Here is a 24,774-nt window from a genome sequence, read left to right as displayed (position 1 = left end):
AGTATCAAATATTACAATAATAACTGTTACATTATTACACAATCAAAAAAATACCAAGCTAGAAATTATATTCTAGATTGGTATTTTTAATTTACAAATTAAGCATTAACTTTTGCTTTTAAGTATTCATCTATTGAAGCTGCTGCTGTTTTTCCAGCACCCATTGCAGATATTACCGTTGCTGCTCCAGTAACAGCATCTCCACCTGCAAATACACCTTCTTTAGAAGTCTGACCATTTTCATCCGTTATTAGACATCTCTTCTTATTTATATCAAGACTCTTTGTTGTAGAAGATATTAATGGATTTGGACTTGTTCCAAGTGACATTATAACTGTATCTACATCAAGTACAAATTCAGAACCTTCTATTTCTATAGGTCTTCTTCTTCCAGAATCGTCTGGCTCCCCTAATTCCATTCTTATACAAACCATACCTTTAACATATCCATTTTCATCTACTAAAATTTCTTTAGGATTTGTTAATGTATTAAATATAATACCTTCTTCTTTTGCATGGTGAACTTCTTCAGCTCTTGCTGGAAGCTCTTTTTCACTTCTTCTATAAACTATATATGATTCTGAACCTAATCTTAGTGCAGTTCTAGCAGCGTCCATAGCAACATTTCCACCACCCACTACAGCAACTTTTTTACCAGAACTAATAGGTGTATCATAGTCATCTCTATAAGCTTTCATTAAGTTTACTCTAGTTAAAAACTCATTTGCAGAAAATACTCCATTTGCATTTTCTCCTGGTATGTTCATAAACATTGGAAGACCAGCTCCTGAACCTATGAATATAGCTTCAAATCCTTCATCTTCTATAAGTTCATCTACTGTAATTGTTTTACCAACAATTACATTAGTTTCTATTTTTACACCCAATTTTCTTATATTATCTATTTCAGGTTGAACAACAGCTTGTTTTGGAAGTCTAAATTCAGGTATTCCATAAGTTAAAACTCCACCTGGCTCATGCATTGCTTCGAAAATTGTTACATCATAACCTTTTTTAGCTAAATCACCAGCACAAGCTAGACCTGCTGGACCACTTCCTATTACTGCTACCTTTTGATTTTTCTTAGGCTCTGTATCAGATAAATTTATATCATTTTCTTTTGACCAATCTGCTACAAATCTTTCTAGTTTACCTATTGACACGGCATCTGATTTTATTCCAAGTATACACACACCTTCACATTGACTTTCTTGTGGGCATACTCTACCACAAACAGCCGGTAATGAACTGCTCTTAGCTATTACTTTAGCAGCACCTTCTATATCATCTTCTTTAATTTTTGTTATAAATCCTGGGATGTCGATTCCTACTGGACATCCACCTACACATTTTGGTTTTTTACAAGCTAGACATCTATTAGCCTCTGCTATAGCCTCTTCTTTATTATATCCTAAACATACTTCATCAAAATTTGTTGCTCTAACAGCAGGTTCTTGTTCTCTAACTGGTACTTTTACTTTTTTAGCATCCATTATTTGTTACCTCCACATCCACAATTACTATGATGATGACTATCGCCTTCTTCAAGTTTTAGCATAGCTCTTCCCTCTTGAGTCTTATACATAGATTGTCTTCTCATTGCTTGATCAAAATCAACTAAATGACCATCAAATTCAGGACCATCTACACATGCAAACTTAGTTTCATTTCCAACGCTAACTCTACAACCACCACACATACCTGTTCCATCAATCATTATTGTATTTAAACTTACTATAGTAGGTATATTTAGCTCTTTAGTTAATTGACACATAAATTTCATCATTATCATTGGTCCAATTACTATTGCTTGGTCGTATTTTTTGCCTTGATTATCAACTAAATCTTTTAATAGGTCTGTAACTCTTCCATTAAATCCATATGTACCATCATCTGTTGATACGTATACATTTTTAGCTACTTTTTTCATATCATCTTCTAATATAATTAATTCTTTAGTTCTTGCACCAATTATTACATCTACATCTAATCCATGCTCTTTAAACCATTTAACTTGTGGATACACTGGAGCAGAACCAACTCCACCAGCTACAAATAATATTTTTTTATTTTTTAATTCTTCTATATCTTCATGTATAAATTCACTTGCTTGTCCTAGTGGACCTACAAAGTCCATTACAAAATCGTTTTCTTCAAACATTGCTAACTTTTTAGTTGAAGCACCAACTGTTTGGAATACAATAATTACTGTTCCTTTTTCTCTATCATAGTCAGCTATTGTAAGAGGAATTCTTTCTCCCTTTTCGTCATTTTTAATTATTATAAATTGACCAGGTTGAGAAGATTTTGCAACTCTAGGTGCCTCTATTTCCATTAAATAAATACTATCTGTTAATTGTCTCTTACTAACTATTTTATTACTCATCTCGCTATTCTCCATTCTAACAAATATATTTTTCCCACTTTAAATTTAATTAAAAACATAAACACACAAAACTATAACTTTTTATAATACAATATTAGTCCTTGATTAAATGTTTTGTATTGGACATCCCCCCTATAGTAATTGTAACTGCCCAAATTACAAATAGTTGATATTAACAAATTTCTTTTAACTGCCAATAAAAACTAAGTCTATATTATATGTCTAATTTGTTATAGATTTAACCTAATACACATTTAAAGTATACTATATTATGCCAAATTTGTAACAAAAATTTTATAAATACATAATAAAATTTTTTTATTCAATTATTTACTTAATAAATTAACTTGGATTTTCATAATAATACTAATTTCTTTAAAAATTAAACGTGTATAAGACTTTAATCTATTGCAATATCATCTTTCATATTGTATAAAATATGCTCTTATTTTATTATATATCTAAAATTTTCAATATTCATTAATTATTTGAATTTTTATATAAAATTTTTACAATTTCTAAAGATTTATTTACTTATGTAATAAATTATAATAATATTAGCTTATAAAGTTAATAATTAATATGAATTAAAATAATATAAACATAGGAGGTACATTCTTTGAAAAACATTATTTCTGCAAAAGAACTCATATCAAAACTAGAAAAAAATGATAATCTAGTTGTAATAGATTGTAGATTTGACCTTATCAATAGAACTTATGGTATTGATTCTTATAAAAAAGGACACATAAAAGGCAGTTTCATCTTAGATATAGACAAGGATTTATCATCTCCTACAAAAGAACATGGTGGTAAAAATCCTTTACAAGACCCTTTAATATTAAAAGAAAAATTAGAAAAAATGGGTGTTGATAACGACACTACGATTGTAACTTATGATGATGGAGATTTAAATGGAGCTTGTAGATTATTTTTCCAATTAAAACACTTGGGTCTTAAAAATGTCTATGTACTAGATGGAGGAATAACATCTTTCGTGAAGGAAGGTGGAGAATTAGAAGAGAAAGTAAATGTACCAAATTGTACAGGTAAGGAGATTAAACCAAATATAAATAATGATTTGGTTGTCCCAATGGAATACGTTAAATCTAAATTATACAAAAAGGATACTGTAATAATAGATTGTCGTGCCAATGAAAGATATCAGGGTTTAGTTGAACCTGCTTACTCAAAAGCTGGTCATATACCAAGTGCAAAAAATTATTTTTGTAAGGATTTAATAAAAAGTGATTTTGAAAATGGCTCACTTAAAGACATAAAATTTTTAAAAGAATTCTTTAAAGATTTAAATAATTATGATGAAGTAATTTTATCTTGTGGTTCAGGGATATCTGCTTGTGTTAACAGTCTTGCCCTTAGAGAACTTGATATACCTCATAAGATTTATATTGGTAGCTTTAGTGACTGGATTAGTTATGACGACAATGAAATTAAAACTGGTCAAGAATAAAGCTAATAATATATAAAACCAGTATATAATACCTTAAATTTTGTAAAGGCGTTAGTCATTGTAGACTTTCGCCTTTAATTATTATTTTAGACACCCTTTAAATTCATTATATATATTTTTGATAATATTAATAAACTGCAACATGTCCATCACATCTTGATTCTGTCCCACAAATATAACTCTCTTGTTCCGTTTTAAATATTATTTGACCTCGCCCCATGTCGACAGTATTATGAATTACTTTTATTTCATGACCTTTTTCAATTAATGAATTTATTATAGGCTTTGGCATCTCTGATTCAACTTCTATTTCCTTTCCCTTTATCCACTGCCATCTTGGAGCATCTAGTGCCTCTTGAGGATTTAAGCCAAAGTCTATCATATTTGTTAGCACTTGAATATGTCCTTGTGGTTGCATAAAGGCTCCCATTACACCAAATGGCCCTATAGCTTTATCTTCTTTACCTAAAAATCCAGGTATTATAGTATGATAAGGTTTTTTAAATGGTTTTACTACATTATGGTGTTCAGGGTCTAAATTAAAATTATTACCTCTACTATGTAAAGCAATTCCAGTGTTTGGTATAACAATTCCAGAACCAAAGTTTATATAATTACTCTGTATGTATGAAACCATATTTCCATCCTTGTCTGCAGTACAAAGATATACTGTACCACCACAATACGGCTCTCCTGCAGTTGGATACAAAGCCTTTTTATTATCAATTAATAAACTTCTTTTTTTTGCATACTCTTGGCTTAGTAATTCCTGAACCTTTACTTTCATATGTTCTATATCTGTTACATAAGTTTTAGAATCTGCAAAAGCCAATTTTAAACTCTCTATAATCTTATGTATATCTTCTACATTTTCTATATTTCCTTCTATCTCCAGTTCTTTTAATATATTAAGTGCCATTAAAACTGTTATTCCATGTCCATTTGGCGGGATTTCAAATATTTTATATCCTTTATATTCTGTACTTATAGGCTCTACCCATGTTGGGTAAAAACACTCTAAATCACTCTTTCTTATAGCCCCATCAAACTTTCTAGAATATTCATCTATTTTATCAGCAAGTCTTCCTCTATAAAAACTTTCAGCCTGAGTGTTTGCTATTTCTTCTAAGGTACTCGCCTGTTCTTCACATATAAATACATCTCCAGCTTCTGGTGCTTTACCATCTTTAGAAAATGTATCAAACCATGGCTTGAACTCTTCCCCAACAAACTCTTGTTCATATAGTTCATATGATTTTTTCCATACCTTAGCTACATTAGGAGATACTACGTAACCATCTCTTGCATAGTTTATCGCTGGAGATAAGCATTCCATTAAGCTAAGTTTCCCATATTTTTTATTTAATTCTGACCAAGCCGCAGGTATTCCAGGTACAGTTACTGCTCCAAACCCATATTTTGGCATTTCTTTCATATTATTATAATTTTTTAATTCCATCTTTTCTGGAGCAAAACCACTAGAGTTTAAACCATACAAACGTTTTTCTTCCTCTATCCAAACAAGGGCATATGCATCTCCTCCAATCCCATTGCTTGTAGGTTCTACTACTGCTAATGTGGCAGCTGTTGCAACTGCTGCATCAATAGCATTTCCACCTTTTTTTAGTATTTCAAGCCCAGCTTGAGATGCTAGTGGTGTTGATGTTGCAACTGCTCCATTTTTAGCATACACGACATTTCTTATTGATGAATATTTATGTTGGTAAGCATTAAACTTCATAAATTTCAGCTCCTTGTCATTTTTTATTTAATATTTTGCTTAAATTTATTATATAACATCAGGTAATATAACTGATATAAAATATAAACTTTTTCCTATATTTAATTTCATCATTAAAAAATATCTTAATTTTAATTCTAATATTTTCTATCTTCACTTAAATAAGTCTTTTTATTCAAAAAATACATCTAATTCTTTTAAATAAAAAATAATTTATTATTTATTCTGTTATCATGTTTTGAGCATATTTTAAGGTTAAGAAATAATATATGAAGTATCCTATATAATAAATGACCAGAGTTATGATAATTGGTGCAAGTAATGACCTTGGTATAAACTTTTGTGCTATCGACATAGCAAATAAATTATGAACTGTACCTACAACTAATGGAAGTAAAAATATAGCTTTTAACTGTTTTGATATTATTTTCTCAATATCTTTATTATTTGCTCCAAGTTTTATTAACATAATATATCGTTCCTTATCATCATATATATTTGACAATTGTTTAAATAAGATTATACTACCTGTACATAAAAGAAATACTACAGATAAAAATATACCTATAAACAGCATTAGACCACTTAATTTTATCAAGTTATTATAGCTTTCAATACTTGATGTAAAATTAAAAGGATACGTAAATTCCATATTTTCATTTACTATATTTTTCAATTTTAAAGTCAAATCAAGTTCTTTTTTTTCATTTTTTAAGTCAATTAATCTTACTAATCTAGAGTTTCTATCTGATTTTAACTGATTAAATACTTTGTCTTTTACTACAATTAAATCAAACGTAGCTTGTGAATTTATTTCTGGTTCTAAGATACTTTTTTGTACTGTAAGCAAATTTATACCATTCTCACTTTTATCTTTAAGATATAAGTTTATTTTTTTAATCTCGAAGTTTTCAAAAAGGATTCTTTTATATGAATCAGAAACATAATACACATATTCCTTTGAAGCTAATTCTTCATAACCATTATTCTGATACCGTCTTAATTTTTTAAAATCACTTTCTCTAATAAAATCTACAGAAGTTCTATCTTCTCTATAACTATTTCCATTTTTATAATACATTTTAAGATTTATATCTTTGTCTATAAGTTCTATTGTCCTATCAAAGATTATCTTATTATCTTTTTTATATTTATATAATAATTTGTCAACTTCATTATTTACATGAGGATTTACTGAATTTATAGTATAACTATATTTGTAATTTTCACTTATATTCCTATCTATATCGTAATAAAGTGATATGGTAAAGCCTAGCATAGTTACACTTGTAGCTATTAATATTGCTATTACAGCCAATACACTACTATTGCTCTTTAATTTAAATCCAAGTTCAGAAAATGCAATTAAATTTTGTCCCTTATAATAAAAACTTTTTCTCTTTTTAACAACACTAACAATCATATACATTAATGATGAGAACAATAAAAAAGTTCCAGGGATTATTGTAATTAATATAAAAACTGAAAACATAATGTTTTCAGCAATAAAGTAACTAATTGACATTAAATAAGAAACAGTTATTAGTAAAACACCAAATGTACCTTTTAACTTTATAAATTTTTTAGCCCTATACTTCTCTGGAGATTTATTAAATAACTCTATAATCCTCTTATTTCTGATAACTATAGTATTTCTTATTCCAATAACTACAAATATTATTAAAAATACAACTAGTGTCTGAACTAAAGCCTTTATACTTAAATTCATCTTTACTACTATCATTTCATTCATTAATTTTACAAGCATCATAGTCATGAGCTTTGAAAATAACAAACCTAAAAATATACCTATTAATATTGCAACTATACCCATCAAAAAAGTTTCATATAAAAATATTTTTCCTATCTGATTTTTCCTCATTCCAAGTAAGCTATAAGTACCTACTTCTCGTCTACGTCTATTGAAAAAAAATGAGTTTGAATAATATATAAATAAAAAAACAAATACCACTATTACGATTGAACTCGTATTGATACTCATCCTCGTTTTCTCTCCAAGTGAACTCAAAGCTTCGTTATACTCTATGGATTTAAAACTAAAAAATACAAATACACCAAATACAATTGAAATAAAGTACATTAAGTAATTAAAAAAACTATTTTTTACATTTTGCATTGCAATTCTAAATAAAGTCATTTTTATTAACTCCTCCAATTAAGGAAACAGTATTTAATATTTTATTATAGAATTCTCTATTACTTTCTCCTTTTACAATTTCTGTAAATATTATTCCATCCTTTATAAATAGTATTCTATTGCAAAAACTTGCACTTACAGCATCATGAGTTACCATCAATATTGTTTTATTGTTATCTTCATTTAATTTTAGTAGACAATTCAACAAATCTCTAGCAGAGTTGGAATCTAATGCTCCTGTAGGTTCATCTGCAAGTACTAATGATGGTTTTGTGGCTATAGCTCTACAGACAGCACCTCTTTGCTTTTGTCCTCCTGAAACTTCGCTAGGATACTTATCTAATATCGATTCTATATTTAATTCTCTTGAAATCTCTTTTATTCTATTTTCTATTACTGACACTCTTTCATTTTTTAAAGAAAGAGGCAACATTATATTTTCTTTTATTGTAAGTGTATCCAAAAGATTAGAGTCTTGAAACACAAATCCTAGATTATCACGTCTAAAATCTGCCAATTCATTTTGCTTCATTTTAATAGTATTCTTTCCATTTATATAAATATTTCCTGATGAAGGTAAATCTATTGTAGAAATAATATTTAAAAGTGTTGATTTACCAGCACCAGATGACCCCATAATACCAACGAATTCTCCTTTATAAACCTTGAAAGTTATTCCTCTTAGAGCTTCATGTTTTAAACCTTTTCTTCCATACTCCTTTTTTATATTTTCAACAGATAATATTTCTTCCATAGTTAATAATCACCCCTTAGCACAATTAGTTATTTATCAATACTCACAAATATATTATATATATTAAAATAGCTTTTAAACATTTAATTGTATTAATTTAAAGTTACATTTTCGTAAGTATTAATTATATTTCTTCAATTTTATTGTAATTATGTTTAAAATATAATTTATCAAGTAAAATATAGTTATGTTAATATAATTATTTTAAATAATAAGGTAGAAATATTTTAACTTATCAAGTAGAATATAGTTATGTTAATATAACTATTTTGAATTAGGAGGTAATAATGTTTAAAATAATGGTAATTGAAGATGATGCCTCATTGAAAAATATCATAGCAGAATGTCTTTCTAAATGGGGACATGATGTGCATCAAATAGAAAATCTTGAAAATATAATAGAAGAGTTTAGAAACTATAAACCACAATTAGTTTTATTGGATATAAACCTTCCATTTTATGATGGCTTTCATTGGTGTAATGAAATAAGAAAAATTTCAAAAGTTCCTATAATCTTTATTTCTTCAAGAAATTCTAATATGGATGTAATAATGGGTGTAAATCTAGGTGCAGATGATTATATACAAAAACCATTTTCTATAGATGTCTTAGTAGCTAAAGTTAATGCCCTTTTAAGAAGAACTTATAATTTTATTGAGAATAATTCAAATCAGATTGTTCACAATGATGTTACTTTAGATTTATCAACTGCAACCATAAGTTATGAAGACAACACTACTCAGCTAACAAAAAATGAAATTAAAATTCTTCATGAACTTATGAAATACAAAGGTCAGATAGTAAGTAGAAATAAACTCATGAAAAAATTATGGGACAATGATTGGTTTGTAGATGATAATACATTAACTGTCAATGTAAATAGAATACGCTCAAAATTAAATGAAATTGGTCTGGAAGATTTTATAGAAACAAAAAGAGGATTGGGTTATATAATCAGTTAAAATAACTCTAAGTAGGTGAATTTATGAGATTTAAAGATTTCCTCAAAGATAAAATAGGTTTTTTAGTATACAATTTTACTTTCTTAATTTTTACAATAGCTGTTATTATATTTTCTCCTGTAGATATTTTTCTAATTGATACTATTTTATATATATTAATTGTAAATGTTGTGTTTTTATTTTTATATCTACTTATTAGCTACATCAAGAAGAATAAATTTTTAGATAATATAAAGAATGATACATTCAAAATTAATACAAGTGATATAGAATTAGCTAAATGTAAAAATGAAGAAAAAATATATTTGAACATCATCAAAAATTATCAATATCAGTGCAATAACATAATAAACAATAATATTAAGAAGTTTGAAGAAAATAAAGAGATTTTGAATATGTGGGTACATGATGTAAAAATGCCTATTGCTATAATAAAACTTATCCTCGAGCAAAATGAAAATTTAATTGATGAAAAAATTTCAGATGACCTAGATAGTGAAATATTTAGAATTGAAAACTCTGTTGAAAAAATTTTATATTTATCAAGACTTGAGGATTTTCATAAGGATTTTTTGATTCAAGAAGTAAATATCGAAAAAATTATTAGGGATATTATAAGAAAATACTCAAAGTATTTTATTTCAAAAAAAATTATTTTAAACTTAAATCATTTGAATTTTAAAGTTTTATCTGATGAAAAATGGCTCTACTTCATATTCGAGCAATTATTGAGTAATTCCCTAAAATACTCCTCATTAGGAGATAATATATCTATCTATTGCAAAAAAACCAAAAATTATTTACAATTAAGAGTGGAAGATACTGGCTGTGGTATAAAAAAAGAAGATTTAAATCGAATATTCAGTAAGGGATTTACAGGTAATAATGGAAGAAATAATTCTAAATCTACAGGGCTTGGACTTTATTTAGTAAAAGAACTTTGTGACAAACTTGGTCATAAAATTGATGTAGATTCAGAGTACAATCAATATACAAAATTTACTATTACATTCAAATGTGATTTATAGTATCTTATTATTGATAGTTTATTTTCATTAACTTATATTCAACTTCTTATAGTAATTCTATATGTACATCCCAGTATATAATAAGTAGTTTTTATAAAAAGGAGGAAGACATGTCTTTTCTAAAAAAATTTAAAAATAAAAAATTTAGAAATAACAGTTTTAAAAGTAGCAACTTTAGAAATAACAGTTTTGGAAGCAGTAGCTTCAAGTCTAAAAATAAAGGTTTTAAAAACAATCCCTTTAAAAATAAAAGATTCAAAACATATTTAGGCATAGCAATAATCATACTTTTAATTCTAGGAGTGCTTGCTTATGTTGATTCAAAAAACATTAGATTACAAGCTAAGGAAAACTTTATCGAAACATATACTATTCCTGAAAATGAAAAAATATTTATAAATGGTATGGTTATTCCTAAGCAAACTAAGGACTTCAATATATCTGGAGATTATGAGCTAAGTGATGTTAATGTTACAAATGGTCAAAAAGTAAATCAAGGAGACCTTCTTTTTACTGCCAAAAATCCAACTATAATAGCAGAAATAGATAGTTTAAAATCACAACTTAGTCAATACAAAAAACAAAAAATATCACTTTATAATATTGCTGAAAATAGAGATGCTATTGCTTCTATAAATGCTCAGATAACTGCTTTAAACTCTCAGATAACTTCTCTGGATAGAAAAGCATATGACAGAGTTACTGCTCCTTTTGATGGCACGGTATACTTAAATGACCAAACCGGAAACCCAGACCAACCAGTCTCATTTATGACTATTCAAGGTCTAGAGTTTTATATGAAAGGACAAGCAAGTGAGCAAGATTTACCTAAAATGAAGATTGACCAAATGGTTAATATATTAGTTTTCTCAACTGACCAAAAACTTACTGGTAGAATAAACTTTATATCTGATAAACCATCTACTCCAAATACTGAGATGGGAGCTCAGCAGAATACTCTATCTTATTATGATATAAACATAGCATTCGATAGTCAAGAAGGATTAGTAAATGGATTTCATCTTCAAGCATCACTTGAAGTAGCCAATTCAAGCTTTAAAATACCAACATCTTGTGTTCTTAAAGACAAAAAACACTCATATGTATTTAAGGATTTAGATGGTATTTTGAAAAAGCAAATTGTAGATATAGCAAGTCAAAATGATGATTTTGCTGTAATTAGAGGCGGTCTTGAACAAGGCGATATAGTAATAAAACACCCTACTAAAGAAATGAAAGAAGGAGACCCAGTTCAAGGCAATGGCGTAACTGCTGGCTCTAATGATGGAAATGCTACTCCAAACAAAGAAGTAGAAGAAGTTAATATGGATGTGAATTAATTTACATATGTTAATTAAATTAGAAAATATTCAAAAATATTACAAAGTAGGGAAAGATGAATTACATGTTTTAAAATCATTAAACTTAGAAATTGAATCTGGAGAATTTGTCATGATAATGGGTAAATCTGGTAGTGGTAAAACCACTTTACTTAATATTTTAGGTTTTCTAGATGTATTTGATAAAGGAAGGTATATATTTGACGGAACAAACGTAACTAATTTGAGTGAAAATGAACGTTCTGTTTTTAGAAATATTAATATTGGATTTGTTTTCCAACAATTTAATTTAATAGAAACTCTAAATGTATATCAAAATGTAGAGTTGCCTCTAATTTACAATAAAACGCTAAAAAAATCTGATAGAGAAAAAATTGTTAAAGATAAGTTAGATTCTGTTGGGCTTTTGGACAAGCTTAAACAGAAACCACTTCAATTATCTGGTGGTCAACAACAGCGTGTAGCCATTGCACGCTGCTTGGCAAATGACCCTCAAATAATCTTTGCAGATGAACCGACTGGGGCATTAGATAGTGAAACTAGCAGAGAAATTATGGAGCTTTTAACAAAGCTTAACAAACAAGGTAAGACTATAATAATGGTTACACATGATCAAGATTTAACTAAGTATGCAACTAAGGTTATACGACTTAAAGATGGTGTGTTTACTTCGGAGGTGTAATCATGAGTTTATTAAAAAATTCTTTGGCTAATTTAAAAGGTCACAAGCTTCGTGTATTTGTAGCTTTACTCTGGATTATAATAGGAATAACTTCAGTAATACTTGTTAGTTCTATAGGTAATGGATTTCAAAAAGAAATTAAGAAATCAGTTAATAATGTAAACCCTAATAAAACTACTATTTCATTTGAATCGGCTGATAACACAGGTCTTACTGATGATATGAGTATTTTTTTAAAACCATTTAATGCAAAAGACTTAGAAGAATTATCCTTTGTTGAAGGAGTAGAAAGAATAGCTCCTTCAAGAGATGGATTTAATCTTGATTCAGTTTACTCTTCACAAGCATCTTTTGACAAAAAGACTACGTATGTTGATGTTGGACCAGTAAAAAAAGATTCTAAAATAAATTTAATTTGTGGTAGAGATTTTTCTTTAGATGATGAAAAAAGAAAAGTAATTTTGCTTACATTACAAAGTACAAGTGAAATTTTTGAAAATCCAGAAGATGCCTTAGGTCATGGTATCAATATAAATGGAACTATATTTGAGATAATAGGGGTATTAGATGACTCTCAGCAAAACCAAGCTGGAGGATTCTTTGGAGGTTACCAAGATATACAGTTTACTACTTCCCTTATACCTAAAAAGGCTTTTGACACTTTAATGAGTCAAAATTCTTATTCAAATGAAATTTACCAGTTAGACTTAGTTTCTTCTAAAGGCTATAATGTAAATGAAGTTGCAAACAATGTTATAGCTAAATTATATGAGATGCACCCTGGTATCAATGGTTCTTATACTACACCAGACCCAACTGAACAGACAGCTTATCTTGAAAGCATTAATTCCAATGTAAACAAATATGTATCTATAATAACTGTAGTTGCAATGTTTGTTGGTGGCATTGGTGTAATGAATATAATGTATGTATCTGTTATGGAAAGGCAAAGAGAAATTGGTATAAGACGTGCTATTGGTGCAAAACCTAGGTCCATATTATTTCAATTTTTAGTTGAGGCTGTATTTATAACAGTATGTGGTGGAATTTTAGGAACTATAGTTGGATTTATTGCTACTAATTATGTTTCTAAATACATCGGATTTGAAGCCATTCCTAGTTTAAATAGCTTATTTTATGCTATTGTAGCTACTATATTAACTGGGGTTGTATTTGGTCTGATACCAGCCTTTAAAGCCTCTAAACTCGACCCTATAAAGGCAATTTATAAATAGACATTATATAAAGATTTATGATTTTTATATTTATTTATCTAAAACAAATTTAATATATAACGCACTATTATATATGATAGATTAAGAATTTAATCTTTTTCAAATATAGTAGTGCGTTCTTTAGTTTCTAGTCTATTATTTCTCTTATAAAATCTGTTAAAAAAGCTTCTCTTTCTCTATATCTAAATTACGTAGATTTTAACTTTTAAAACTCTTATTTCCTCAAAGTCACTATGATTCATTTTTCTAAATTAAGCGTTATATACAATCTCTCCATTACATATTGTATAATTAACCTTACCATATAGAGACTTCCCTTTAAATGGTGAATTATCAGCTTTAGAAGCAAAGCTTTCAACTGTCCACTCTTCTTCAGGGTTGAATATAACAATATCTGCTACTGCCCCTTCTTCTATAAAGCCAATATTTAAATTGTATAGTTTCGCAGGGTTTGTAGACATTTTTTCTATTAACTGCATCATGCTAAGATGGTTTTTATGCACTAAGTTTGTTATTCCAAGAGATAAAGAAGTCTCAAGCCCAATAATGCCACTTGGAGCTTTGATGAATTCTCTGTCTTTTTCTTCTTTACTATGTGGTGCATGGTCTGTTGCTATTATTTCAATAGTGCCATCATTTAATCCCTCTATAATCTTATCTCTATCCCACTTACTTCTTAGGGGTGGATTCATTTTTGCATTTGTTCCAAACTCTAATACATCTTCCTCAGTCAGTGTAAAGTGATGTGGTGAAGCCTCTGCAACTACATTTGCACCTAGATATTTTGCAAATCTAACCATATCAACAGACACACCTGAACTTATATGTTGTATATCAATCTTAGCACCAGTCTTTAGTGCCAACATACAATCTCTAGCTACCATAACATCTTCTGCAACACTTGATGCACCTTTTAATCCTAGCTCTGAAGCTATCTTCCCTGCATTCACACCTGGATTTCCAACTAAAGAAGGGTCTTCTTCATGAAAACTAAGTGGTACATTCAGCTCTTTTGCCTTAATCATTGCCTCCATAATTAGATTGCTATCCATTAAAGGTAATCCATCATCAGTAAATCCTGGTACACCAGCTTTTTTAAGAGTTTCCATATCAACTAACTCTTTCCCTTCAAAACCTTTAGTTATAGCAGCTGCTTGTAAAACATTTATACATGCATTTTTTGACTTTTCTTTAACATAATTAAAAGTATCTTCATTATCTACAATAGGATTAGTATTTGCCATACATATAACAGTTGTAAATCCACCTCTAGCGGCAGATTTAGCCCCACTTTCTATATCTTCTTTATATGTAAATCCAGGGTCTCTAAAGTGTACATGTACATCTACTAAACCTGGCGCAACTACATTACCACTAGCATCTATTACTTTTTCATATTCATCACTTTCATCAAACCTACCTATCTTATAAATTTTATTTTCTTTTATAATTAAGTCAACATTCTCATCTCTCTGACTTTTAGGGTCTATTACTCTACCATTTTTAATTAAAATCATCTTATTTCTCCTTTATATTTTTAATTTATATAGACTCATATAATATTATACATTATTTTACATACTTAAATACAAAATTACGTTTGACATCAATAGCCTTTTTAGGACAAAGTTCATGGCAACAGTAACATCTTATACATTTACTTAAGTCTATAATAGCACCCTTATCCTTTATCTCTATAGTAGTTGCAGGGCAAGCTTCCTTACATTTTCCACATTTTATACAATCTTGAAATCTAACCACAGGCTTTGGTGTTATAAGCTTTGAAATAGGTTCATTTAAAAATTTTGGTAGTTTTACGGAAAACAGTCTTAAATCTTTACTTACATTTGGAACCTTGTAATCTTTTATAATTAAATCATTTATATCTTCACCTAAAATCTCAATATCTGAAAAATCTTCTTGTATATATCCTCTCTTAATAGCACCTCTAATTGTAGCAACTCTATTTGGAAGTAAACTTATAATCTTACATGCAACAACATCTATAGCATATGGATTTTGTGATGCTAATAAGACACCTATTTCTCGAGTAGTGCCAGCTGAAGGTCCATCACCTTCCATACCTACTATCCCATCCATAATTGTCAGTGTCGGCTTTACATAGTCGCAAATATCTAAAAGTACATTTTCACAAAACAATTCTTCTGTAGGAAATCTGTAATGTATTTCTGCTTTTTTCAATCCAGCTATACATCCATATAAGTTTTTTGTACCACCAGTAAAAGTTGCCATTACATGAGTCTTTAATTTACAAAGATTTATTACGTAATCTGAATCTACTATTGGTTTAATAATATCCATATATTTGAGAACATACGCTTTTTCACTATGTATCTTAACATCTGAAACATCATAATTTAACTTAATACCCAAATCATTTGCTACCCCTTCAATTCCAGATGCCTTATAGATACTTTTAAGAGAACTTTGATTATATGGACCACCAGGGCTATCTGCTATTGTAATATCACAATTTAACTCTAAAAGCTTTTCACATACAACTCTTACAATCATAGGATGCGTGGTTGTAGCTTCTTCAGGTCTTTTTTTCATCAATAAATTTGGCTTTACAAGTACTTTACTCCCTTTTTTAACAAATTTATCAATTCCTCCAATATCTTCTAAATTTTTTTCAATAGAATCTCTTACTTTTTCATAATTGTAAGTTTTACAACTCCTAACAGATACTGACTTCATATTATTTCCATCCTTTTATCAAAACAATTTATTTGTATAATTCAAAAAAGGAGAAACAAAAGTTTCTCCTTTTAATCTATATTTTTAATTATTATTTTCCAAAATGTCTGTTTAATAATCCTAAGAATGCTTTACCATGTCTAGCTTCGTCTTTACACATTTCATGTACTGTATCATGTATAGCATCTAATCCTAATTCTTTTGCTCTCTTAGCTAATTTTAATTTTCCATCAGTCGCACCATATTCAGCGTCAACTCTAACTCTTAAGTTCTCTTTTGTATCTGCAACTACAACTTCTCCAAGAAGTTCTGCAAATTTAGCAGCATGCTCAGCTTCTTCAAAAGCTATTCTCTTATAAGCTTCTGCTACTTCTGGATAACCTTCTCTATCAGCTTGTCTACTCATTGCTAAGTACATTCCTACTTCTGTACATTCACCAGTAAAGTTAGCTCTTAATCCTTCTATTATCTCTGCATCTACACCTTGAGCTACTCCTATTCTATGCTCGTCAGCCCAAACCATTTCGCCTTTCATTTCTTCGAATTTATCAGCTCCAACTTTACATACTGGACATTGTGCTGGTGCAGCATCTCCTTCATGTATATATCCACATACTGTACAAACAAATTTTTTCATAATTAATTTCCTCCCAATTTTATATAATTAAATTTTTATTTTTAAGTTTAATAACTTGCTACAAGAATATATATACCCCCGGCTTTGTAGTTTAAACACTAAAAATAAAATTATTTCCTAATTAATTTTATCACTTTGAAACGCCAGTATCAACCAAGTTTTGATGTCAAATTTCTACATAATATATAATTTATTTGATTAATTAGGAAATAATTGTCCTATTAAACACTTTCCAACGAAGACTCTTCTGAGTCTTTAAGTTTTACTTTTTTGCTCTTTAAAAAAGATAATTTAGTTTCTGCAGTTATGACTGCAACAAATATTAAGATGCTACCAATAACCAATTTTACTGTAATAAGTTCCTTTAGAATTATTATAGAAAATATAGTACCAAATATAGCTTCTGTGGATAATATTATAGCCGTTCTAGTTCCATCAACCTTTTTTTGACATATAGTCTGAAATAAAAATCCTATTGTAGTACTAAATACAGCTAGGTACATAGTTCCCATATAACCAGATAATTCAGCTTCCATCTTTAGTTGGCCTGCAAATGTTTGAACTACTAAAGACATTAAAAACGCTACAGTAAATTGAATAGCTGTCAATGCTATTGGGTTGTTATTTTTTGCAAACTCACTTGTAAAGAATATATGAAATGCAAATCCAAATGAACATATAAGTGTTAGTAAATCTCCAAAATTAATAGAAAAATCTGCTTCTAAAGAAAGTATACCAATCCCTATAAGAGCTACTAAACTACTTATTATTCCTATCTTATCAAGTTTCCTTTTATAAAGTATAAATCCTATGAATGGAACTATTACAACATTTGCTGCTGTTATAAATGCATTCTTAGATGGTGTAGTGTACATAAGTCCAATGGTTTGTACTGTGAAGGCTAGAAATAAAAATATTCCTAAAATCCCTCCTGCTTTTAATAATTTTTTTCCCATATTAGCATGAATCTGTTTAAAAAACAGTAAATTCATAAATATAGCCGCTAAGAAAAATCTTAAAGTTATGATTTGTAGAGGTGTAAGCCCACCGTCTAATGCAAATTGGGTTGCTACAAAGCCACTTCCCCATATAATTGATATAAATATTAGTCCTATTTCTCCAAAATATTTTTTCAATAAAGCCCCCTCCTTTTTATTTTTTTGCAAAATTATAAACCCCCTAAACAGCAAGAGAGTTTTTCTATAAGCATTACTATAAATTAATATAGTAAATTTTTTCAGTATTTTAAATCTAAATTTACATGCATTTTGAGCTCAAATTTATATCCACTATTTAACAGTAATATATTAATCATTTTTTGTAAACACCTTTTTAATAAATTTTTATATTTTTTTACTTATACTAAATTTTTTTATAGATAATTTTAATATTTTATAGATAATTTTGATATTTGTGATACTTTAATATTATGCAAATAATGTCATATAAGTTACACTTTAGTTATCTTGGTTACAACTTTGTCGGTTTACTTTTTCTACTTTCTTCGATATAATTATAATATATTTTTGATACAATTCGACAAAAGGGGGAATGCTGTAATCATGGTAAAAAAAAGAAAGAATAAAACTATTGCACTTACTATAATTGTTGTAATAGTTATTGGTATTTTTTCTATGGCATGGGCGGATATGTCTAGAAAAAAAGAAATGAAAGAAACTCAGGAAAGACTTAAAGCTGAAAAATTAGAAAAAGAAAGAATTGAAAAAGAAAAAAATGAACCTATTATTGGTGCGAAAAAAGAAGCTGCAAAAGAATATGGATACGATGCAAAAATAGTTTGGGACAAACTTAGCAAATACGACTATTCAAACAATGGAGAAAAGATAGTCTTTCTTACATTTGATGATGGACCATCTACTACTAATACTCCACAAGTCCTAGATATCTTAAAGAGACATGATATTAGAGGAACTTTCTTTATTAAAGGTGATTCTCTTGAAAGAAAAGGAGCTAACGAGATTTTAAAAAGAACATTTGACGAAGGAAATGCAATAGCTCATCACTCTTATACTCATGACTACAAAAAACTATATCCTGGCAGAAGCCTAAATCTTGATACATTCGTAAATGAACTTAACAAAACTGATGAAGCTATGAAAAAAGTTTTAGGAAAGAATTTTTCCTCAAATGTAGTTAGATGCCCAGGCGGGTATATGTCATGGAAAAATATGGAACCTCTCAGAAACTACTTAAAAGAGAAAAACATGGCATCAATTGATTGGAATGCTCTAAATGCTGATGCAGAAGGTAAAAAGAAAAATGCTCAAGAGTTATTTGAACATGCAAAGAAATCTTCTGAAGGGAAAGAAATGGTCGTTCTTTTAATGCATGATACTTATGGAAAACAAGAAACAGTAAATGCATTAGACCAAATTATAACATATTTTAAAGACAATGGTTATCAGTTTAAAACTTTAATATAATAAAAAAGCAAGTTCATTGATTATACTTTTATACTCAATAAACTTGCTTTTATTTTATGCTATTTTACTAGCTCAATTTTCACAAATTTTTTCTTTCCTATTTGAATAACTAATTCACTTTCTTTTACAATAGTGCTTAAGTCCTCTACTTTTTCACCATTTACCTTTACTCCGCCTTGAGAAGCTAATCTTCTAACTTCACTCTTACTCTTAACAATTTCATTAACAACCAGCACCTCGATTAAATCGAATCCATCTTCCTTAACTTGAATTGTTTGTATATCCTCAGGTATTTGACCTTTTTGGAATACAGATTTAAATCTTTCTTCAGCTTCTCTGGCAGATTCTTCTCCATGGTATAGTGTTACTATTTCTCTTGCTAAGTTCATCTTTATATCTCTTGGATTTACTGAACCATCTTTTAACTGAGATTCTATTTTATTAACTTCATCAGGATGAACATCAGTTACTAAATTATAGTATTTAATTATAAGTTCATCAGGAATTTCCATAGATTTTTGGTACATTATACCCGCTTCTTCATCTATTCCAATATAGTTGCCTAAACTCTTACTCATTTTTTCTTTTCCATCTAATCCCTCTATTAAAGGCATCATTATTACTATTTGAGACTCCATACCAAATTCTCTTTGTAATGATCTTCCCATTAATAAGTTGAATCTTTGGTCAGTTCCACCAAGCTCTATATCTGCTTTTAATGCTATAGAATCATATGCTTGCATTAATGGGTAGAAGAACTCGTGTACTGATATTGGCATTTGTCCTTCATATCTCTTTTTAAAATCTTCTCTTTCCAACATTCTTGCAACAGTAATAGTTGCTGCTAATTTTATTACATCTTCAAAATTTAATTTAGACAACCACTCACTATTAAATCTTACAATAGTTTTTTCTTTATCTAAAACTTTAAAAATTTGCTCTTCATAAGTTTTTGCATTTGCAAGAACTTGCTCCGTTGTTAAAGCTTTTCTAGCCTTAGATTTTCCAGTTGGGTCTCCAATTTTTCCTGTAAAGTCTCCAATTATTATTACTATTTGATGACCTAAATCTTGTAACTGTTTCATCTTTCTAAGAACTACCGTATGCCCTAAATGTATATCTGGAGCACTTGGGTCTAGACCCAATTTTACTATCATAGGTTTTCCTTCTTTTTCTGATTTAATAAGCTTTTCCCTTAACTCTTTCTCATCTATTAAATCATCTACACCTTTCATAATTATTCGCATTTGCTCGTCTATCGATTTCATTTTTCATTCCTCCTAAAATATTTATATAATTTATAATCTTTATTTTTATAATAAAAAAAGCTTTCATCCTATTTAAAAGGACGAAAGCATTGCTTACGTGTTACCACCTTAGTTCATCAATATCTCACGATACTAATCTCTTAGAGTACAATTACATATACTCGTGTACTATAACGTGTACTACTCCGATATCTCTTAGTGGTTGTTATCTTTCAGAGATATTGCTCTGAGATGTATTCAAACTAAATCGATTTATTCCATTTCACCAGACTGGAACTCTCTGTTAAATAAAATCTAGCCCTACTTCTTCTCTTCATAGCATTTGTATATTCAGATTATTTCATCAATTACAAGAAATTTTTCTTAACTTACTCATAATATATTATTATTTTTATATTTTGTCAACCTTTTTTATTATTATACACATGTTTTTTTACATTATACTATTTTTTTATATTTTTTACCAATACCTAAAGCTTATTTTTCAATCAAAATATTTATTTGTTTATTAACTATATTGCTCTGATTCAATCTCTCAAAGCACGGTCTACATAAATCATAAATTTTCTAACTAAAGTTTTATTTTTAATATAGTATATCACTTTTTAAAAAGATTTTTAATAAATGTAAATTTTAATGAAAGTATTTATGTTAAAAATGATATAATATATCTTAATATTCAGTTTTTTAAGACATTAGGAGGTAATTACTATGTTTAAAATTAAACACTTTAATGATTTAAGTTTAGATGAATTTTATGAAATAGCAAAATCAAGATATGAGGTATTTGCTTGTGAACAGAAGATATTTTCGTTAAACGATTATGATGATATAGATAAAAACTGTTATCACATATTTTTAAAAGACAATGGATTGATTTGTGCTTATGCTAGAATAATTCCTAAAGAATACAGCTCTTATAATGAGGTCTCTATTGGTAGGGTTTTAGTTCTTTCTAGTCATAGAGGGAAAGGCTTAGCAAAACAAATGATGGATTGTGCTATAGATTTTATAAAGGTTAATTTACACGAAAATAATATAACTTTATCGGCACAAACTTATATAAAGAACCTTTACTTATCTTGTGGTTTTAAAGAAATATCAGAAGTATATGACGAAGCTGGCATTGAACATATTAAAATGAGATTATAGTGTTGACAAGCTAATATTGTTAATATATAATTTAAGTATAAATTATATATTGAATTGATATTTAGGTATTTGAAAATACCTTACATAGAGTCAGGAGGCTTTTGCTTTCTGATTTTTTTATTATCAAAATTCAATAATTATATGGATTCAAAATGTTAATTTTTATTCTATATTCTACTTTCCCCAAAAGTAAGAATTATACCCAACTTTGTGTGATAGGCATCTTGCCTATCTTTTTTTTGTAAAAGTAACAAGGTAGTAATATAATGCATAGTTTAGAATAAGAAGATTAGCTCAGGCTAAATTTCAAGCATGGAGGTGCTACTATGAAAAACCTTAACGATATTCAAGTGAAAAAAACTGTCAAAGTTGAAGATATATTGTCTAGTGGTAATTTAAGAGAAAGAATGTTAGCGCTTGGTCTTACTAGAGGAGCTGTTATAGATGTAGTTAGAAAAGGTCCAAAAAATAATTTAACTGTCTACAAAATCAGAGGTAGTAAGATAGCTCTACGACAAGAAGAAAGTAGCTTAATATTAGTTTCTGACATTTAAAATTTTCTAGCAGGAGGATATTAAATATGGGGTTAACACATAACTCAACTAAAATGAGTTCTTTAAAAGACATGTTTGATATAGACAACAAAGAAGACCAGTTTGTAATTGCATTGGCTGGCAATCCAAATACAGGTAAAAGTACTGTATTTAATCATCTTACAGGGCTTAGACAGCATACTGGAAACTGGCCAGGAAAAACTGTAGCTACAGCTCGTGGTAACTTTAAATATAAAAATACCGAATATGCATTAATAGATTTACCAGGAACATATTCTTTATTCGCCTTATCACAAGAAGAAATTGTGGCTCGTGATTTTATATGTTTTGGTAATCCAGATGCAGTAATAGTAGTATGTGATGCTACATGTCTTGAAAGAAATTTAAACTTAGTATTTCAAGTGATGGAACTTACAGATAAAGTTATCTTGTGTATTAATCTAATAGATGAAGCTAGAAAAAAAGGAATTACTATCGATAAAAAACTTCTAGAGGATTCTCTTGGTATTCCAGTTATTTTAACTGCTGCAAGAAATGGTTCTGGTATGGATGAACTATTGGATACTTTAAATGATGTATCTTTTGATAAATATAAATTAAATAATAAACCTGTTAGATATAGTGAAAATATAGAAAATCTAGTAAAATCAATTCAACCAGAATTGGATAATATTATGCCAAGTATAAATTCCAGATGGTTGGGTCTTAGACTTATTGATGGTGATGAAAGTATATTTGAATCTATGAGTAATTATATAGACAAAGATTCAATAGATGCTATTAATAAAGTAAAGAAAAAGATTCCAGATAATATAAATAAACAAAAAATAAGAGATGACTTTACTAAAATTAACTATGATTATGCTAAAAAACTAAGTGATGAGTGTTGTTCTAATGTTGCTAAAAATTCAACAGATAGAGAAGAAAAAGTAGATAAAATATTAACATCTAAAATATTTGGACTTCCAATAATGCTCTTATTATTAGGTACTATATTGTGGATTACTATAGAAGGTGCTAACTATCCATCCACTCTATTGTCTAATTTATTACTCGGATTTGAGCCAAGTATTTCGAGTATATTAAATAGTATTAATTGTCCATCATGGTTAAACGATATGTTGGTTTTAGGATTATATAGAACATTAGCATGGGTAATCTCTGTAATGCTACCTCCTATGGCAATATTCTTCCCTTTATTTACCTTGCTTGAGGATTTTGGATATTTGCCAAGAGTTGCATTTAACTTAGACCATCTATTTAAAAAAGCTTGTGCACATGGAAAACAATGTTTGACTATGTGTATGGGATTTGGATGTAATGCAGCTGGAGTTATTGGTTGTAGAATAATTGATTCTCCAAGGGAAAGACTTATAGCTATACTTACAAACAACTTTGTACCTTGCAATGGTCGTTTTCCTACTTTGATAGCTATATCTACAATATTTTTTAGCTCAGTTATAACTAGTTCTTTTGTATCAAGTATAGCAACTGCATTTTGCATAACTTTACTGATAATTCTAGGTGTTATAATAACGTTGTTAGTTTCTTATACTCTTTCTAAGACGCTATTAAAAGGAGTTCCATCTACATTTACATTAGAACTTCCACCTTATAGAGTTCCTCAAATAGGAAGAACTTTATATACTTCCATAATAGATAGAACAATATTTGTTTTAGGAAGAGCTGTAATGGTAGCCATACCTGCTGGTGTCATAACTTGGATATTTGCAAATATCTATATAGGAGATTTAAGCATATTATCACATATTGCAAACTTTTTAGACCCTTTAGGCAAATTAATTGGTCTTGATGGTTTTATATTGATGGCTTTTATTCTTGGATTCCCAGCAAATGAGATAGTCGTACCTATACTTTTAATGGCTTACCTAACAACTGGTTCTATGATAGAATTAGATAGCTTTAATGCTTTAGGTCAAGTTCTTAGAGAACATGGATGGACTTATTTAACAGCTTTAAATGTTATGCTGTTCAGTTTACTTCACTGGCCTTGTGCGACAACACTTTTAACAATAAAAAAAGAAACTGGAAGTTTAAAATGGACTGCCTTAGGATTCTTAATGCCTACTATACTTGCTTTTATTGTTTGTTTTTTAACAACTACAGTTTACAATTTATTTATATAATTAGTATTAACTTACATCAAACATATCCTATAGATACTATTTAAAAATTTATATACTTTATTATAAAGCATAGAGATATATTCAATGATAAGTAGAA

At 28.6% G+C, this 24,774-nt stretch carries 20 protein-coding genes and 1 other annotated feature; of the genes, 10 read left to right on the top strand and 10 right to left on the bottom strand.

The window, feature by feature from the left end; all coding sequences use genetic code 11:
• Positions 1-98 precede the first annotated feature (98 nt).
• Together gltA and JJC02_07435 are read right to left on the bottom strand one after the other, a co-directional pair.
• Complete coding sequence (gene gltA / locus JJC02_07440) at positions 99-1,493, bottom strand: NADPH-dependent glutamate synthase (GenBank protein ID UDN55994.1); 1,395 nt, start codon at positions 1,491-1,493, stop codon at positions 99-101.
• Positions 1,493-2,386 carry a sulfide/dihydroorotate dehydrogenase-like FAD/NAD-binding protein gene (locus JJC02_07435; GenBank protein ID UDN55993.1) on the bottom strand — a complete coding sequence of 298 codons (894 nt, stop codon included), beginning with the start codon at positions 2,384-2,386 and terminating at the stop codon, positions 1,493-1,495. Before JJC02_07435 ends, gltA begins: the two co-directional genes overlap by 1 nt.
• A gap of 619 nt (positions 2,387-3,005) precedes the next feature.
• On the opposite strand from JJC02_07435, the gene JJC02_07430 reads away from it, so the two are divergent.
• Positions 3,006-3,857 carry a sulfurtransferase gene (locus JJC02_07430; GenBank protein UDN55992.1) on the top strand — a complete coding sequence of 284 codons (852 nt, stop codon included), beginning with the start codon at positions 3,006-3,008 and terminating at the stop codon, positions 3,855-3,857.
• Between the two features lie 127 nt (positions 3,858-3,984).
• Here the strand turns inward: JJC02_07430 and ggt are convergent, their stop codons facing one another.
• The 3 genes from ggt to JJC02_07415 all read right to left on the bottom strand — a co-directional run bounded on the left by ggt (position 3,985) and on the right by JJC02_07415 (position 8,510).
• Positions 3,985-5,598 carry a gamma-glutamyltransferase gene (gene ggt, locus JJC02_07425; GenBank protein ID UDN55991.1) on the bottom strand — a complete coding sequence of 538 codons (1,614 nt, stop codon included), beginning with the start codon at positions 5,596-5,598 and terminating at the stop codon, positions 3,985-3,987.
• Positions 5,599-5,818: 220 nt separating this feature from the next.
• Positions 5,819-7,756: an FtsX-like permease family protein gene (locus JJC02_07420; protein UDN55990.1), complete on the bottom strand. Its 1,938-nt coding sequence runs from the start codon at positions 7,754-7,756 to the stop codon at positions 5,819-5,821.
• Complete coding sequence (locus JJC02_07415; GenBank protein ID UDN55989.1) at positions 7,743-8,510, bottom strand: ABC transporter ATP-binding protein; 768 nt, start codon at positions 8,508-8,510, stop codon at positions 7,743-7,745. The genes JJC02_07420 and JJC02_07415 overlap by 14 nt, the downstream gene beginning before the upstream one ends.
• A gap of 287 nt (positions 8,511-8,797) precedes the next feature.
• Here JJC02_07415 and JJC02_07410 point away from each other — a divergent pair, with 287 nt between their 5' ends.
• The 5 genes from JJC02_07410 (at position 8,798) to JJC02_07390 (ending at position 13,757) form a co-directional block, all read left to right on the top strand.
• Positions 8,798-9,472, top strand: a complete 675-nt coding sequence (locus tag JJC02_07410; protein ID UDN55988.1) for a response regulator transcription factor — start codon at positions 8,798-8,800, stop codon at positions 9,470-9,472.
• 23 nt (positions 9,473-9,495) lie between these two features.
• Positions 9,496-10,500 (top strand): sensor histidine kinase, encoded by a 1,005-nt coding sequence (locus JJC02_07405; GenBank protein ID UDN55987.1) that lies wholly within the window; start codon positions 9,496-9,498, stop codon positions 10,498-10,500.
• Between the two features lie 110 nt (positions 10,501-10,610).
• Positions 10,611-11,840, top strand: a complete 1,230-nt coding sequence (locus JJC02_07400; GenBank protein UDN55986.1) for an efflux RND transporter periplasmic adaptor subunit — start codon at positions 10,611-10,613, stop codon at positions 11,838-11,840.
• Positions 11,841-11,847: 7 nt separating this feature from the next.
• Positions 11,848-12,522, top strand: coding sequence for an ABC transporter ATP-binding protein (locus JJC02_07395; protein UDN55985.1), 675 nt, complete (start codon positions 11,848-11,850; stop codon positions 12,520-12,522).
• Between the two features lie 2 nt (positions 12,523-12,524).
• Entirely contained in the window at positions 12,525-13,757 is a 1,233-nt protein-coding gene (locus JJC02_07390) for an ABC transporter permease (GenBank protein ID UDN55984.1), read from the top strand.
• Positions 13,758-14,008: 251 nt separating this feature from the next.
• Here the strand turns inward: JJC02_07390 and JJC02_07385 are convergent, their stop codons facing one another.
• The 4 genes from JJC02_07385 to JJC02_07370 all read right to left on the bottom strand — a co-directional run bounded on the left by JJC02_07385 (position 14,009) and on the right by JJC02_07370 (position 18,278).
• The gene (locus JJC02_07385) at positions 14,009-15,274 is read right to left on the bottom strand and encodes a dihydroorotase (GenBank protein ID UDN55983.1); all 1,266 of its coding nucleotides are present in this window, start codon (positions 15,272-15,274) and stop codon (positions 14,009-14,011) included.
• A gap of 52 nt (positions 15,275-15,326) precedes the next feature.
• Entirely contained in the window at positions 15,327-16,475 is a 1,149-nt protein-coding gene (locus JJC02_07380; GenBank protein UDN55982.1) for a DUF362 domain-containing protein, read from the bottom strand.
• A gap of 91 nt (positions 16,476-16,566) precedes the next feature.
• The gene (locus tag JJC02_07375) at positions 16,567-17,112 is read right to left on the bottom strand and encodes an NADH peroxidase (GenBank protein ID UDN55981.1); all 546 of its coding nucleotides are present in this window, start codon (positions 17,110-17,112) and stop codon (positions 16,567-16,569) included.
• A gap of 221 nt (positions 17,113-17,333) precedes the next feature.
• On the bottom strand, positions 17,334-18,278 hold the full coding sequence (locus JJC02_07370; GenBank protein UDN55980.1) for a DMT family transporter: 945 nt from the start codon (positions 18,276-18,278) through the stop codon (positions 17,334-17,336).
• 396 nt (positions 18,279-18,674) lie between these two features.
• Here JJC02_07370 and JJC02_07365 point away from each other — a divergent pair, with 396 nt between their 5' ends.
• On the top strand, positions 18,675-19,556 hold the full coding sequence (locus tag JJC02_07365; protein UDN55979.1) for a polysaccharide deacetylase: 882 nt from the start codon (positions 18,675-18,677) through the stop codon (positions 19,554-19,556).
• Positions 19,557-19,615: 59 nt separating this feature from the next.
• Here the strand turns inward: JJC02_07365 and JJC02_07360 are convergent, their stop codons facing one another.
• Positions 19,616-20,824 carry a tyrosine--tRNA ligase gene (locus tag JJC02_07360; protein UDN55978.1) on the bottom strand — a complete coding sequence of 403 codons (1,209 nt, stop codon included), beginning with the start codon at positions 20,822-20,824 and terminating at the stop codon, positions 19,616-19,618.
• Between the two features lie 73 nt (positions 20,825-20,897).
• Positions 20,898-21,150, bottom strand: a binding site (T-box leader).
• A gap of 385 nt (positions 21,151-21,535) precedes the next feature.
• Between JJC02_07360 and JJC02_07355 the strand changes: the two genes are divergently transcribed.
• From JJC02_07355 to feoB, 3 genes are all read left to right on the top strand, one after another.
• A complete protein-coding gene (locus JJC02_07355; GenBank protein ID UDN55977.1) occupies positions 21,536-21,976 on the top strand; it encodes a GNAT family N-acetyltransferase in 441 nt (146 codons plus the stop codon).
• Positions 21,977-22,302: 326 nt separating this feature from the next.
• Entirely contained in the window at positions 22,303-22,530 is a 228-nt protein-coding gene (locus JJC02_07350) for a ferrous iron transport protein A (protein UDN55976.1), read from the top strand.
• 26 nt (positions 22,531-22,556) lie between these two features.
• Positions 22,557-24,677 carry a ferrous iron transport protein B gene (gene feoB / locus JJC02_07345; protein ID UDN55975.1) on the top strand — a complete coding sequence of 707 codons (2,121 nt, stop codon included), beginning with the start codon at positions 22,557-22,559 and terminating at the stop codon, positions 24,675-24,677.
• Positions 24,678-24,774: the final 97 nt, after the last annotated feature.

This window comes from Clostridioides sp. ES-S-0054-01 (genome assembly GCA_021561035.1).
Lineage (GTDB): Bacteria > Bacillota > Clostridia > Peptostreptococcales > Peptostreptococcaceae > Clostridioides.
Note: the sequence above shows the minus strand (reverse complement) of the source record. Positions and strands in the feature narration are given on the sequence as shown.

Excerpts from the sequence above, each read along its gene's own strand:
- gltA (UDN55994.1), bottom strand. The coding sequence starts at position 1,493 with ATGGATGCTAAAAAAGTAAAAGTACCAGTTAGAGAACAAGAACCTGCT.
- JJC02_07435 (UDN55993.1), bottom strand. The coding sequence starts at position 2,386 with ATGAGTAATAAAATAGTTAGTAAGAGACAATTAACAGATAGTATTTAT.
- ggt (UDN55991.1), bottom strand. The coding sequence starts at position 5,598 with ATGAAGTTTAATGCTTACCAACATAAATATTCATCAATAAGAAATGTC.
- JJC02_07420 (UDN55990.1), bottom strand. The coding sequence starts at position 7,756 with ATGACTTTATTTAGAATTGCAATGCAAAATGTAAAAAATAGTTTTTTT.
- JJC02_07415 (UDN55989.1), bottom strand. The coding sequence starts at position 8,510 with ATGGAAGAAATATTATCTGTTGAAAATATAAAAAAGGAGTATGGAAGA.
- JJC02_07410 (UDN55988.1), top strand. The coding sequence starts at position 8,798 with ATGTTTAAAATAATGGTAATTGAAGATGATGCCTCATTGAAAAATATC.
- JJC02_07405 (UDN55987.1), top strand. The coding sequence starts at position 9,496 with ATGAGATTTAAAGATTTCCTCAAAGATAAAATAGGTTTTTTAGTATAC.
- JJC02_07400 (UDN55986.1), top strand. The coding sequence starts at position 10,611 with ATGTCTTTTCTAAAAAAATTTAAAAATAAAAAATTTAGAAATAACAGT.
- JJC02_07395 (UDN55985.1), top strand. The coding sequence starts at position 11,848 with ATGTTAATTAAATTAGAAAATATTCAAAAATATTACAAAGTAGGGAAA.
- JJC02_07390 (UDN55984.1), top strand. The coding sequence starts at position 12,525 with ATGAGTTTATTAAAAAATTCTTTGGCTAATTTAAAAGGTCACAAGCTT.
- JJC02_07385 (UDN55983.1), bottom strand. The coding sequence starts at position 15,274 with ATGATTTTAATTAAAAATGGTAGAGTAATAGACCCTAAAAGTCAGAGA.
- JJC02_07380 (UDN55982.1), bottom strand. The coding sequence starts at position 16,475 with ATGAAGTCAGTATCTGTTAGGAGTTGTAAAACTTACAATTATGAAAAA.
- JJC02_07375 (UDN55981.1), bottom strand. The coding sequence starts at position 17,112 with ATGAAAAAATTTGTTTGTACAGTATGTGGATATATACATGAAGGAGAT.
- JJC02_07365 (UDN55979.1), top strand. The coding sequence starts at position 18,675 with ATGGTAAAAAAAAGAAAGAATAAAACTATTGCACTTACTATAATTGTT.
- JJC02_07360 (UDN55978.1), bottom strand. The coding sequence starts at position 20,824 with ATGAAATCGATAGACGAGCAAATGCGAATAATTATGAAAGGTGTAGAT.
- JJC02_07355 (UDN55977.1), top strand. The coding sequence starts at position 21,536 with ATGTTTAAAATTAAACACTTTAATGATTTAAGTTTAGATGAATTTTAT.
- JJC02_07350 (UDN55976.1), top strand. The coding sequence starts at position 22,303 with ATGAAAAACCTTAACGATATTCAAGTGAAAAAAACTGTCAAAGTTGAA.
- feoB (UDN55975.1), top strand. The coding sequence starts at position 22,557 with ATGGGGTTAACACATAACTCAACTAAAATGAGTTCTTTAAAAGACATG.